The sequence below is a fragment of the Candidatus Vagococcus giribetii genome (genome assembly GCF_017316185.1).
GTDB lineage: Bacteria > Bacillota > Bacilli > Lactobacillales > Vagococcaceae > Vagococcus > Vagococcus giribetii.
The window spans coordinates 78,161-90,820 of sequence record NZ_JAFLVX010000002.1 but is presented as its reverse complement, the minus strand read 5'-3'; the positions used below and the strand labels follow the sequence as shown (position 1 = coordinate 90,820).

12 protein-coding genes are annotated in these 12,660 nt (G+C 36.2%); 4 read left to right on the top strand and 8 right to left on the bottom strand.

Annotation, left to right across the window (positions count from 1 at the left end):
* Positions 1-84 precede the first annotated feature (84 nt).
* The 3 genes from DOK76_RS00505 to DOK76_RS00495 all read right to left on the bottom strand — a co-directional run bounded on the left by DOK76_RS00505 (position 85) and on the right by DOK76_RS00495 (position 3,216).
* On the bottom strand, positions 85-1,812 hold the full coding sequence (locus DOK76_RS00505) for an acyltransferase family protein (protein ID WP_206964139.1): 1,728 nt from the start codon (positions 1,810-1,812) through the stop codon (positions 85-87).
* Between the two features lie 218 nt (positions 1,813-2,030).
* Entirely contained in the window at positions 2,031-2,813 is a 783-nt protein-coding gene (locus DOK76_RS00500; protein ID WP_206964138.1) for an AAC(3) family N-acetyltransferase, read from the bottom strand.
* A 76-nt stretch (positions 2,814-2,889) separates the two neighbouring features.
* On the bottom strand, positions 2,890-3,216 hold the full coding sequence (locus DOK76_RS00495) for a winged helix-turn-helix transcriptional regulator (protein WP_206964136.1): 327 nt from the start codon (positions 3,214-3,216) through the stop codon (positions 2,890-2,892).
* Between the two features lie 103 nt (positions 3,217-3,319).
* Here DOK76_RS00495 and DOK76_RS00490 point away from each other — a divergent pair, with 103 nt between their 5' ends.
* From DOK76_RS00490 to DOK76_RS00480, 3 genes are all read left to right on the top strand, one after another.
* Positions 3,320-3,652, top strand: coding sequence for a putative quinol monooxygenase (locus DOK76_RS00490; protein WP_206964135.1), 333 nt, complete (start codon positions 3,320-3,322; stop codon positions 3,650-3,652).
* A gap of 172 nt (positions 3,653-3,824) precedes the next feature.
* Entirely contained in the window at positions 3,825-4,181 is a 357-nt protein-coding gene (locus DOK76_RS00485) for an ArsR/SmtB family transcription factor (RefSeq protein WP_206964134.1), read from the top strand.
* 1 nt (position 4,182) lies between these two features.
* The gene (locus DOK76_RS00480; protein WP_206964133.1) at positions 4,183-6,291 is read left to right on the top strand and encodes a heavy metal translocating P-type ATPase; all 2,109 of its coding nucleotides are present in this window, start codon (positions 4,183-4,185) and stop codon (positions 6,289-6,291) included.
* Between the two features lie 49 nt (positions 6,292-6,340).
* Here DOK76_RS00480 and DOK76_RS00475 read toward each other — a convergent pair whose 3' ends face one another.
* A complete protein-coding gene (locus DOK76_RS00475) occupies positions 6,341-7,537 on the bottom strand; it encodes an MFS transporter (protein WP_206964132.1) in 1,197 nt (398 codons plus the stop codon).
* A 212-nt stretch (positions 7,538-7,749) separates the two neighbouring features.
* Between DOK76_RS00475 and DOK76_RS00470 the strand changes: the two genes are divergently transcribed.
* Positions 7,750-8,544, top strand: a complete 795-nt coding sequence (locus tag DOK76_RS00470; protein ID WP_206964131.1) for a helix-turn-helix domain-containing protein — start codon at positions 7,750-7,752, stop codon at positions 8,542-8,544.
* Here DOK76_RS00470 and DOK76_RS00465 read toward each other — a convergent pair.
* The 4 genes from DOK76_RS00465 to DOK76_RS00450 form a co-directional block, all read right to left on the bottom strand.
* On the bottom strand, positions 8,533-9,240 hold the full coding sequence (locus tag DOK76_RS00465; protein WP_206964130.1) for a DUF554 domain-containing protein: 708 nt from the start codon (positions 9,238-9,240) through the stop codon (positions 8,533-8,535). The genes DOK76_RS00470 and DOK76_RS00465 overlap by 12 nt on opposite strands.
* Positions 9,241-9,242: 2 nt before the next feature.
* On the bottom strand, positions 9,243-10,316 hold the full coding sequence (gene buk, locus DOK76_RS00460) for a butyrate kinase (protein ID WP_206964129.1): 1,074 nt from the start codon (positions 10,314-10,316) through the stop codon (positions 9,243-9,245).
* Positions 10,313-11,230, bottom strand: coding sequence for a phosphate acyltransferase (locus DOK76_RS00455; RefSeq protein WP_206964126.1), 918 nt, complete (start codon positions 11,228-11,230; stop codon positions 10,313-10,315). The genes buk and DOK76_RS00455 overlap by 4 nt, the downstream gene beginning before the upstream one ends.
* A gap of 98 nt (positions 11,231-11,328) precedes the next feature.
* Positions 11,329-12,642 carry an aldehyde dehydrogenase family protein gene (locus tag DOK76_RS00450; protein WP_206964125.1) on the bottom strand — a complete coding sequence of 438 codons (1,314 nt, stop codon included), beginning with the start codon at positions 12,640-12,642 and terminating at the stop codon, positions 11,329-11,331.
* Positions 12,643-12,660 lie beyond the last annotated feature (18 nt).

Here is a 12,660-nt window from a genome sequence, read left to right as displayed (position 1 = left end):
TAAAATCGGATCAAATAGGTCTTCAGAACTATTTTTTTCTAAATTCAGACAATTATTTGATGTCACTTCACCATGTTAATACACTTAATTAGCTAAGCAATCCTTTATCTCTTGGCTATACGCGGTCTGACCTTCGACTGTTAGATGAATGCCATCTGCAACAAAGAACTGATTTTCTGGATGTTGTTCAACGTAGGTATTCCAATCACATAACAGAATATTTTTATTATTTTTAACGTACTCTTTAAGTAAATTATTACTTGGGACTTGCCAAGACATCTCAACGGTAGTCGTTATAAAGACAATATTTTTATCACTTAATTGTTTGAGCACTTGATCAAATTCATCTCTTCTAATCAAACCATTGTTCCCTAAGCCAATAACCACTGTATCAATTCCTGTTAAATCTACAGCACTTAAATCAGTTAATATCTCATAAGGTTGCTTACCAACAACGGCATTAAAAGTAATCTGTTTGCCTTCAAACACTTCATAAATACTAGATTCTGCTCCTAACATAACTGAATCCCCTAAAAACAGTAGATGTTTAACTTCTCTAATCGTTCTCTTTTTAGGCTCTTCTGGCACAACTACTTTTGTGGCACTTTCACTTGTTGTTGACTCAGTTGTACTTTTTGTCGTTACTGTTACTTGTGGTGATTTTGTAACGACTGGTTTCATCTGATTTGAGATCACAAAACCACTGACTATCATGACACTCACTAAGCACACCATTTCAAAAGAAATAAGCACCTGAATCATACTTTTTCTATCTCTTTTTCCAACTAGATACCTAGACAAATTATAGGTGAATTCACTTAACACTCCTAGTATCAGCAGCTGAATAATTAGATGAATCAGAAAGTAACTGCCATCCCATTTTGTGTATTTTTGATAAAGAACAATGACTGGATAATACCATAAATAGATGTCGTAACTGCGTGTTCCTATAAAATCAAATATTTTGTTAGAAAACAACTTATCCATTTTTTCCTGTGACGCAACTCCCCAAATTAATAAAGAAGCAAGTGCACTAAATCCCATCATTCCAACTATGTATGTCATGCTCTTATAGTCTGAAATCGTAAATAAAGAAATCAAGACTAATAACAGAGCCAATAAACTATGATTCAAAGATATTTTTTTCTCAAGTTGATGATAGTACAAGCTTACTAAAGAACCCATACCAAAAGATAAGAAACGACCACTAAATAGATAATAAGCTATTGCATTTCCTTTTAGTAAATAGACAATCATTAATACCAACCATGAGACTAAGGAAGTAATCACAAAAAATTCTCGTAAGTATCTCACTGGTTCTTTTTTCGTCACTATTTTTTGAATAATAATTGGTAAAATCAAATAAAATTGAAGTTCTACAGATAAGGACCACAGATGTTTTAATAAATTAACATCTTTAAATTGATCAAAGTAAGAAACTTGATTGGTCATTTGCCACAAATTATTCACGCCAAATAAGGCGCTAGCAGCTTCTAATAAATAGTTACTATCTTTTTCCTTAAAAATAGCAACACAACCAACAATTATTATAACGGTTATTAAAGAAGGATAGATTCTTTTACCCCTCTTTAAATAGAACTCTTTAAAGTTTATCCTCCCTTCAGTCTGTTTTTCTTTCACTAAAGGTGCTGTGATTAAAAAACCTGAGATAGAAAAGAATAATGGCACTCCTAGGAAGCCACCTTTACAGACTTCAGGCATAAGATGATATAAGATAACACTTAAAATTGCTAAGGTTCTTAGACCATCTAACCCACGATAATAATGTTTCAAATCAAATTCCTCTTTCATTACAAACTAGTCTCTTATTCGAAGAATTAAGCAAGTATAGGCTAGTATATAATTTTTGTATTATATGACATTTATTCACACTTCCAACAGTTTAAACCCTTTCCTATAAAATTAAAACATTTTTTTGATTTTTTGTTAAAAAACTATCAAAACTGTCATGTTGTATACTAATAATCATTATTAGCATGTTTAATATCATACAAATTCATTTCAATCTGTTACCTACGATTCTTCTCTATCCACTCAACAGAAAAATCTACTAAGTCACATTGGCTCATTAATTTAAGAGTCGCCTCCCCTAACAATTTAACAGATACATCATGTTTGTTCTCAAAGGCTTCTCCTATTTCTTCAAAATCCTCTCCATCTACATAAAGGGTGTTATAAGACTGCCACACTCGTTTATCGTTGATTGTCATAGCACTAAAATGAGTTTCATGATGCTTGGAAGGATACTCGGCTAATGCATCTGCCAAATGAATGGAGGTGTTTTTGTCATGACCAACCCCAATTAACAAAACCTTCCCTTTTAACTCATACAATTTCTGTAAAGGAGAACTTGGACCAAAAATATCAGATAAGTCATGCGCTACCATCATATCTTCGGCCCCTTTTCCCCACGCAGCAAGAGAACGTGAAGGGTGGCTGCTTCGATAGGTATTTGGCCATAAACGAAACATCTCAGCCACACTTCCCATAGTGTTAGTTGGTGTTAATCTCTTATTAAAGGCTGGCCACGTTTGACGAATCACATTAGCCTCTTCTTCTGTTACGGTCCCGTGAACGCCGGTATCTGGGTCTAAATTTTTCCAACTTTGAGTTGGCATCATGATGAGACCCTCTTCACTCACAATCTCCATCAGTGCTTCAATAATTGTTTGAGCTCCTCCAGACACAATCCCGCCAAAACTACTTAAAGAGGTATGAACCATTAGTCGATCGTTTTTTTCAAGTCCTAATTCTTTAAATGACTTTATCAACATTTCTTTTGTAATAATCATTTTTTCACTCCTTTTGCTATTGATGTTCTTTCGAAAAAGCCTTTTCACTTTTAATGATACTAAATCATGTCTATCCCTACCTAGACATGATATCTAGTCCCCATTCTTTTAGGATATCAAAGGCTGGTAGTAATTTCTCACCTTGTTCAGTTAAAGAATACTCAACGTGAGGTGGCACCTCTGACACTTGTTTTCTTTGGACTAACTGATAATCTTCAAGTTCTTTTAACGAGCGTGTTAGCATGATATTGGTAATCCCTGTTAGTTGTCTTTTTAATTCATTGTATCTAACTGGGCCATTAGCTAGTTTCCAAATAATTGGAATCCGCCATTTACCACCTATTACTTTCAAAGCTTCTGTCACAGGGCATAAATTAGTTGATGTTTGATTTTCAATTGCCATATCGTCCCTCTTTCTTTATTTAAGGCACAAAAAAGTGCGTACTAGTAAATTAAATAATAAAAGATATACTTTAATTTGTAAATAACTATTAGGAGAGATAACTATGAATACTAAAAGAGATCATTTAGTTAATCACATAAAGAACTTAGACAATAAGGAGTTAGTTTATAACACAGCCTGTCTCCATGTCACAGAAGGAAACCAGTTTGAAGCTGTTTATAAAGAGATGATGGCATTTGTTGAAAGAACTACTATAGAGAATGGCTGTATTGAATTTTTCATCGTACCAGGTGATATTGAACAAAAAGAAATTTTTCTATGGGAAGTCTGGGAAAATAAAGCAGCCTTTGATAATCATATGACTGAAGAACATACAGCTACCTTCTTAGGTAAAGGCCTAATCGAATTGCAATGGCATAAATTAGCGATTGCTTAACTAATTTAAACAGTCTATCTAATAAACTCCCCATCCCCTCAAAAAGGCCTTCAGATTTTCTGAAGGTTTTTTAATATCTTTTTTTGCAACTTCCTCATTCAAATATAAACTTGAACGTTTCGATTGTTGGTGGTATATTATATTCAAATATAAATTTGAATGAGGTGGCTATATGGCTAAAAATACGTGTGATGTGGATTTAATTCACTTAGAAGATGTCAACTACTGCAAGGAAGAAATTCAGGAATTACCTTTAGACAATTTGTTACAGCAACTCAAACTGGTAGCTGATGAAAAACGATTTAAAATTTTGTATAGCTTGTCTTTGAAAGAAGAGTTATGTGTGTGTGATATTGCTAATATTCTAGATTCAAGTATTGCAACTACCTCTCACCACTTGCAACAACTTAAAAAAATTGGTGCTGTAGATTCACGAAAACAAGGTAAGCTTCTATACTATCATCTCATTAACAAAGACTTACTCAGTATCATTCAATTTGTCTTATCTATGACTAAGGAAGTGGCCTAATATGTCAAAAAAAGAATACCGTGTAGAAGGGTTAAGTTGTCCCAATTGTTCTGCTAAATTTGAACAAAACGTTAAAGACATTCCTACTGTAACAGATGCCAAAGTTAGTTTTAGTGTAGGAAAAATTTCTGTAGAAGGCGAGGCTTCGATTGCTGATATTGAAGCTGCTGGAGCGTTTGAAAACCTTAAAATAATTGATCCTACTGCTCAGTCGACTCAAGAAGAAATACCAAAGACAAACAAACTAAAAGATAACTGGACATTGATTCTTTCAGCTTTACTCATTGCCTGCGCCTTTCTTGTTCAAAGTATAAAGGGTGAAACTTATCCTCTAACAATTGCTTTGTATGTTCTTGCAATTGTCATTGGTGGATTTAGTCTTTTTAAGGAAGGTGTCAAAGATTTAGTCAAATTAAACTTTTCAATGGAAGTCTTGATGACTGTGGCTATTATCGGTGCATCTCTTATTGGACAATGGGCAGAAGGCTCGATTGTGGTGATTCTATTTGCTTTAAGTGAAGCTCTTGAAAAATTCTCTATGGACAAAGCCAGACAATCGATTCGTTCCCTAATGGATATTGCCCCTAAAGAAGCTCTGGTGAAACGACATGGTGTAGAAGAGATGATTCATGTTAATGACATTGAGATTAATGATATTATGATTATTAAACCAGGTCAAAAAATTGCCATGGATGGTGTAGTTGTTAATGGACGTTCTTCTGTAAACCAAGCGGCCATTACAGGTGAATCCGTTCCTCTTGAAAAAATAGTAGATGACGAAGTATTTGCTGGGACATTAAACGAAGAAGGCTTACTTGAAGTAAAAGTAACCAAACTTGTCACAGACTCAACGATTGCTAAAATTATTCATTTGGTAGAAGAGGCTCAAGATGAGCGTGCACCTGCTCAAGCCTTTGTTGATACATTCGCTAAGTATTACACACCTGCGATTATGCTCATCTCATTTCTAGTGGTGATTGTCCCTCCCCTATTATTTGGTAGTGATTGGAACACTTGGCTTTATCAAGGCTTATCCTTACTGGTTGTTGGTTGTCCTTGTTCTTTAGTTATCTCAACACCTGTTTCTATCGTATCGGCTATTAGTAATGCAGCAAAAAACGGTGTGCTCATTAAGGGTGGTATCTACTTAGAAGAAGTCGGTGGTCTTCAAGCTATTGCTTTTGATAAAACAGGCACTTTAACAGAAGGTGAACCTGTTGTCACAGATTACATTTCAGTTGATGCTAGCAAAGAAAAAGACAACTTCACGAAGATTGCCGCTTTAGAATCATACTCTCAGCATCCTTTAGCTTCAGCAATCATGAAAGATTTAGTCAAACGAAACTTAAGCATTGATCACTTGAACATAAACAACTTTACTTCCATTACAGGAAAAGGGGTTCAAGCAAGTATTGACGGAGAGACTTACTTTATTGGAAGTGCTAAATTATTTGAAACATCTCTTAATCAAAGCTCTTCTCTTAAAGCAACTTACGAAAACCTTCAAAAGGAAGGTAAAACAGCGATGATCTTTGGGACATCAACTGAGATTCTAGGGATTATTGCTGTCGCTGATAAACTGAGAGAAACAAGTCAATCCGTGATCACCCAACTACATGATGCAGGTATAAAACATACCATTATGCTAACTGGCGACAACCAACACACAGCTCAAGCCATTGGCCGTGAAGTTGGCGTGACTGATATTAAAGGGGATTTAATGCCTCAAGATAAACTCGACTACATTAAATCTCTCAAACAATACTATACAAAAGTAGCCATGGTAGGTGACGGGGTTAATGATGCTCCTGCTTTAGCTGCAGCAAGTGTGGGTATTGCTATGGGTGGTGCTGGGACAGATACTGCTCTTGAAACTGCTGATATTGCTTTAATGGGGGATGACTTAGAAAAATTACCTTTCCTCATTCGTCTAAGTCGTAAAACATTAGGTATTATCAAACAAAACATTACGATTTCTTTAGCTTTAAAATTACTAGCCTTACTCCTGATTATTCCAGGTTGGTTAACGCTTTGGTTAGCTATCGTAGCTGACATGGGAGCAACTATTTTTGTTACCTTAAACGGATTGCGTTTAATGAGAATCAAATAAAAAAAAGCACTGAACAACAAGTTAAACATGTTGTTCAGTGCTTTTACGTTTATTTCTTCACACCAAGGACAGACAAACCACATCCTAATGTTGCTATAGCAATAACAATATACATCACAAAAAACGAACCATGATTGGCATCTACTACTCGTCCTAGAATCATAGGCCCTAAGAAACCACCAATCATGCCACCTGTATTTATAACCCCAATAGCCGTTCCAATAATAGAAGCGTCCATAATTTTATGAGGCCATGTAAAAATAGCTATAAAAGGCCCGATAAATAAAACACTGATCACAATATTACAAATCGTAGCAAGTAATAAGTTATCAATCATTGGAAATATCACATATAGAATAGAAACAACTAAAGAAGAACCAACAATAAATTCACGTTCTTTTCCAAGAAAAAGTTTAGACAATAACACACCGGCGACTAAGGTGGCGATGGTTGAAAAGACAGAGTTAAACGCTAATACAGTTCCAATTGTTTTTAGCTCTACGGAAAATGTTCCAGATAAATAGGTTGGCAACCACGACATACTACCATGTCCCACGAAATTTAGTAGCATCATCGAAAGAGATAAGACAATCACATTACGATTTGTTATGACCTCTTTAAACGTGATAGTCGGCTCTTTTTTAATGTCTTCTTGAGGAGCTGTTTCTTTTTTATCAGGAACAAAAAAAGCAATTAGCACACATGAGATGGCAAATAAACTTCCCAAGGCAATATAGCCATATCGCCAATTTTGATTGATCAAACTAGTTCCAACTGTTGCAGCAAGTAAACCTCCGATGCCTGAAGTTGATAACATCAAAGATTGGATAAGAGTTCGTTTTTCTTTAGGAAAGTTCTCTGCAACGGCTTTTGAACAACCTGGTGGGTACCCACAATGACCAACACCAGCACAAAATCGAATGACCATAAATAGAATCAAACTACTTACAGAACCAAAAGCAAATGAAAAAATAGCGATTAATGCAGTTGATAGCATTAATATTTTTTTCGCTCCAATCTTATCTGCTAAAAAACCACCTGGAATTTGCAAAATCGAATTACCTAAAAAGAAGAATGACATGATTAAGCCTGCTTGAGCTGTACTAAATTGAAACTCTTGCCTCATTGGTAGGATGGCTGTTGAAACCATTAATTTGTCCATATAAACCATGGAGTAACCTGCCATCAAAGATAAAACTAATCCTATTTTGTTTCTCTGAGAAAACCTCACATCACTTTGTCCCATTTTCTACTCCTCCATTTCTTGATGAAACCCTTTCCTTAATTATAGAGGGTTAAATAAAAAAACGAAACCACTTTTTAGTCGTTTCGTTAAATTTTAGTCTATTTTTCTCAGATAGCATCATTTTCTTGTGCATAGATCAGTAGTAAGTCTTTTCTTTTCGTGATAAAATAAAAGTAATGACACAAACTTTTATAAAAAAGGAGGGGACTTATTTGTTTAATCCAATAACTGATACTTTCATCCAACCCTTCATGAAGCAAGCTATGGCCTCTTATAGCACCATGCGATTGTCTTGGAACGGTTTGTCATCTTCTCATCCAGTTATCTTTGAAGAATTCCAGCTCTATTCAGATGAAACAATGTATTTAGATGTTTTTCCAGATAGCTATGCCTCCATCTTTTTTCGTCTCAATCCCGAAACCCAAGAAGTTACTGCTTTTTATTTTGGTAAAATGTTGACTACCAATCAAATTTCTTTTACCTCTGGCTGTACTTATTTTTCAGTCCGTTTACCACCTTGTTTACTCTTTAAAGAAACACGCTTTCCACCTGATTACTACATCAATAAAACAGTCTCCCTTGACGAGTGGACACCTGTTTTTCAACAGTTTGATGCTAAACAACTTATCCATTTATCTTTTGATGACAAAATCTCTTTCTTTCAGTCCTTTGTAAAAGACTATTTTCCTTATCATAACCATCCGATTATTAGTTTTGTCCTAATCAATGCAGCCAAAAATAAAAAGGCTAGTATCAAAGAATTAGCTCTTGAACTCGGTGTGAGTGACCGACATATCCGAAATGTCTTTAGCCAACACATCGGTGTCAGTCCAAAACAAATGATTCAAGCTGTTAGACTTCAACGAACACTAGCTCTGCTTGAAAAAACAGATTGCTTAACAGAGACGTTTATCTCCTCAGACTTTTATGACCAAGCGCATCTAACTAAGTTTATTAAAGAAGCAACCCTTTATAAACCTAGTGACTTAAAAAAATTAGGCCAATAGATAAAAAAGAGGCATGACAATAAAGAGAGCAGGTAAAAAATTAGTAATAGAAAACTCTTTAATCCCCATGATTTGTAGTCCTGTTGCTAACATGATCATACCACCAACAGCCGAAAAATTGCTCAACATCTCTGGCGTTGTTAAAGGCATAATTTGTGCTCCTAACAAGTAAAGAGTAAACATGACAATTCCTTGTGAAATAGCTGTTAGTGAAACCAAATGACCTAACTTAGCACCAAAGATAATCGCCGTAAAAAAGTCTAACGTCGCTTTTAAAATGAGAATAGATGAATCTCCCGTCATCCCTTCTCCCATGGCGCCAATAACACCTAAACCACTGGCACTAAACAACACAAAGACAGCCATAAATTGAGTCATAAACTCTTCTTTACTAAGATTACCCGACCTAACTGTCAATCGTTTTTCTAACGACCTCTTTAGCTTATTAGTTAAAGAGGTCAGTTTCTTTTCAAGATTTAATAACTCACCTATGATTAACCCTAAAAGTATAGCTAAGACTGCACTTAGCATATGTGTCATGCTCACAACCAAAGGAATCCCTAAACTAAAAGCAATTAAACCAAATGCTTGAGGCAAATTATCTTTGATTTTTTCTGGAACATAATGCCCTAAGCTTGCTCCGATTAAGCTTCCAATGAGAGTGGCCAACACATTAATCGTTGGACCAACTGGCATACCTACTCACCACTTTCTACTTTAAACACGTGTGATGTTTCTACGCCTTCTAATACTCGCGTTACACCACTTGCTAACGCATACATCTCTTTTTCTCCAGGGACAACAAAGAAAGGCCCTAAGAAATCAACTTTCTCCCTAACACTTTCGGCTAAACGAGTTGAAAAAGCCAATCCACCCGTTAAAATAATACCATCTACTTCTCCTTTTAAGGCGGTAGCTAAGGAACCTATGCCTTTAGCTACTTGATAAGAAAGAGCTTCAAAAACTAAGGCAGCTTCTTGATCCCCTTCCTTAATCCTTTCTTCCACGATTCTTGCATCATTTGTCCCTAAATAAGAATACATGCCACCCACTTGACGTCTTAAGCGTTCCATCTCTTTTTCTGAGTGTTTATAACATAACTTCATCACAGATTTAACAGGTAGTTCTCCCGTACGCTCTGTTGAAAATGGTCCTTCGTCATCTGATAAAGAGTCGATCATTCGTCCCTTTTGATGGACACTGATTGTGTTACCTCCTCCTAAATGAGCCACAATTAAATGACAGTCTTCATAGGCTTTCCCTAACTTATTTGCTACATGAAAAGCTACTGCTCGCATGTTTAAGGCATGTCCGATACTCACTCGTTCCACACCTTTTAAACCACTAATGCGACTAACTGGGGCAAATTGATCCACTGTCACAGGATCATACACATAGGCTTTTGTTTCTGGTGGACATAGTTTCAACAACTTATCAGCAATGATAGCTCCTAGATTTGAAGCATGCTCAACACGTGGTCGATTGACTAAAAAATCTAGCATGGCTTCATTTACTTCGTAAGCGCCTGACTCAACAGGCGGCAGTAATCCACCTCTGGCTGCAATAGCTGCAATTTCATCAAAATTAACATCATGTTTGTCCAAAGTTTCTTTAATCACTTCTAATCGGTAATCGAGTTGATCTGCCACCTTTGAAAAACTCTGAATGATAGCGGCTCTATGTTGAATGGTTTCTGTTAACAGATTCTCTTCACGGTTATAAAGAGCAATCTTTGTTGAAGTAGCTCCAGGATTAATAACAAGAATGTTCATCCACGTTCACTCCTTTGACTTACTCGTTTTGCTAATAACAGTGAGTAGAATTTTTCATCTGAGCTGGAGCCTCTTGAAGTCATAACAATTGGCACTTTAGCGCCATAAATGATGCCAGCCATTTGCCCTTTCCCAATCACTGTAAAACTTTTACCTAGTAGGTTCATAGCTGTCATATCCGGTGCAAGTAATACATCTGCTTCACTAGCTACGTTACTTGAATAATGCTTCAACTCAGCTACTTCTTTTGATAAAGCTAAATCTAAGGAAATCGGACCATCTATCTCACAAGGAAAAGTTGGCTTATTTGTGTAATCTTTTGCTAAGACACTAGCCTCAACAGAACTATTTATTTTTTGATTGACTGACTCAGAAGCAGCTAGTACGGCAACCTTAGGTACTTTTTTACCTAGAGAATAAGCAACTTCCAAGGCATTTTCTAATATACCGTGTTTTTGCTCAAGGGTTGGTTCTGGAATCATGCCGCCATCAGAAGTAATCAATAATTTCGGATAAGTAGGTAACTCAAAAACCACAATATGACTCAACAAACGGCTCTCTATTAGCCCGTATTGCTTATTAACAACTGGTTTTAAGAACTGGCTTGTTGCTAACTGGCCTTTCATCAAGACATCAATTTGTCCTGATTGGGCTAATTCAGCTCCCTTTTTGGCTGCTTCTTCTACTGAATCTGTGTGAATGATTTCTACGTGATCTGCCAGTAAAGGAATCTCTGCTAATTGTTGCATAATGACTAAGGAATTACCAATTAAGACTGGTGTTATAACTTGTTTTAAACGTTCGTCTAAGACTGCTTCTAAACTATGGGTATCTTCTGCGACAACAACACCAACTCGTGTCGGTTTCGTTTCTTCTTGGTTTGTCTCCAACAACTCTTCTAATTTTTTCAACACCTGACACCTCTTTCTAATAGAAAAGAGACTTCGACATAAATACTTCCTTACATCTCAGTCTCTTATTGGCAATGACACATCTGTCACTTTTTTAGTTCTTATTCAACAAAATTGGCTACTCTTGAAATATTTAATAAGTGTGTAAATGATAAGTTTTCAGAGATACTGTTATTTCCCCAAGAACCACACCCTAGAGAAACAGTAGGTGTTAACCCGTTATTCGGACTTCCTCCTGCATCAATAGTTGGTTGATTGACAACAACACGACTCACAGGAAGGCGTAATCCTGCTTCAACACCATGTTCTTTTGTATGAGATAATAAGCCAGCTGAGTGACCTTGTCCTTCAATTTTTAAATTAGCCTCTGCAATATCAAGAGCTTCTGAGAAAGTCTTGTAGGGAATTAAACTCATGACTGGGTTCATTTTTTCTTTAGACAACAACTCATCTTTCCCACTTTTTGTTGTTTTTAAGACGATGATTTGCGTATTTTCTGGTAAAGTCACGCCAATCATATCAGCAATCACTTGTGGGTCTTTTCCTACTGTATCTGGATTAGAGACACCATTTTTAAAAATAATCTCTCTAAATTTAGCCACTTCAGCTTCATCTGTTACTACATAAGCACCATTTTTTTCTAACTCTTGAATCACTTCTGCTTCTTTTACTTCAGGATAGATAAGCGACTGCGTACACGCACACACAATTCCGTTATCAAATGAACGTCCAATCACAGCTAACTGAGCAGCTAACGGAACGTCAAAATCTTCATCGAGAATTAACGGCACGTTACCAGGACCTACACCAAATGCTGGTTTTCCACTAGAGTAAGCCGCTTTAACCATGCCGGGGCCACCAGTTGCCACAATGACATCGACACTTCTCATTAACTCTTGAGATTTTTCAATCGATGGCTCTTCAATCATTTGAATCAAATCTTTCGGTGCTCCTAAGTTGCCTATAGCTTCACGCAATAACTCAATCGTGCGATGGGTTGTCTTTAGGGATCTTGGGTGAGGTGATATAATCACAGCATTTTTTCCTTTTAAAGCCATTAAACTATTTCCCATTGGAGTAATCGTTGGATTTGTTGTTGGTGATACAGCTCCTACAACGCCCACAGGATGCGCAATTTTAGTTATTCCTGTTTCTTCATTGACATCAATAACTCCAACAGATTTTTTACCTTTTAAACTATTGTAAATATTATTCGCCATGTTTTGATTTTTCATGACTTTATGATCCACACGTCCTAGACCTGTTTCTTCAACAGCCATCTTAGCTAATTCTTCATCGTGAGCTAGAATAATCGATGACATAGCTTCTAATAAGCTATCTACCTGAGACTGGTCATAGGCTTTTACCTCTTCCATTGCGACTCTTCCCTTATCTACTAATTGACTAATTTCCATGTTAAAAGCTCCTCTCAA

Excerpts from the sequence above, each read along its gene's own strand:
- DOK76_RS00505 (WP_206964139.1), bottom strand. The coding sequence starts at position 1,812 with ATGAAAGAGGAATTTGATTTGAAACATTATTATCGTGGGTTAGATGGT.
- DOK76_RS00500 (WP_206964138.1), bottom strand. The coding sequence starts at position 2,813 with ATGATTATTACAAAAGAAATGTTGATAAAGTCATTTAAAGAATTAGGA.
- DOK76_RS00495 (WP_206964136.1), bottom strand. The coding sequence starts at position 3,216 with ATGGCAATTGAAAATCAAACATCAACTAATTTATGCCCTGTGACAGAA.
- DOK76_RS00490 (WP_206964135.1), top strand. The coding sequence starts at position 3,320 with ATGAATACTAAAAGAGATCATTTAGTTAATCACATAAAGAACTTAGAC.
- DOK76_RS00485 (WP_206964134.1), top strand. The coding sequence starts at position 3,825 with ATGGCTAAAAATACGTGTGATGTGGATTTAATTCACTTAGAAGATGTC.
- DOK76_RS00480 (WP_206964133.1), top strand. The coding sequence starts at position 4,183 with ATGTCAAAAAAAGAATACCGTGTAGAAGGGTTAAGTTGTCCCAATTGT.
- DOK76_RS00475 (WP_206964132.1), bottom strand. The coding sequence starts at position 7,537 with ATGGGACAAAGTGATGTGAGGTTTTCTCAGAGAAACAAAATAGGATTA.
- DOK76_RS00465 (WP_206964130.1), bottom strand. The coding sequence starts at position 9,240 with ATGCCAGTTGGTCCAACGATTAATGTGTTGGCCACTCTCATTGGAAGC.
- buk (WP_206964129.1), bottom strand. The coding sequence starts at position 10,316 with ATGAACATTCTTGTTATTAATCCTGGAGCTACTTCAACAAAGATTGCT.
- DOK76_RS00450 (WP_206964125.1), bottom strand. The coding sequence starts at position 12,642 with ATGGAAATTAGTCAATTAGTAGATAAGGGAAGAGTCGCAATGGAAGAG.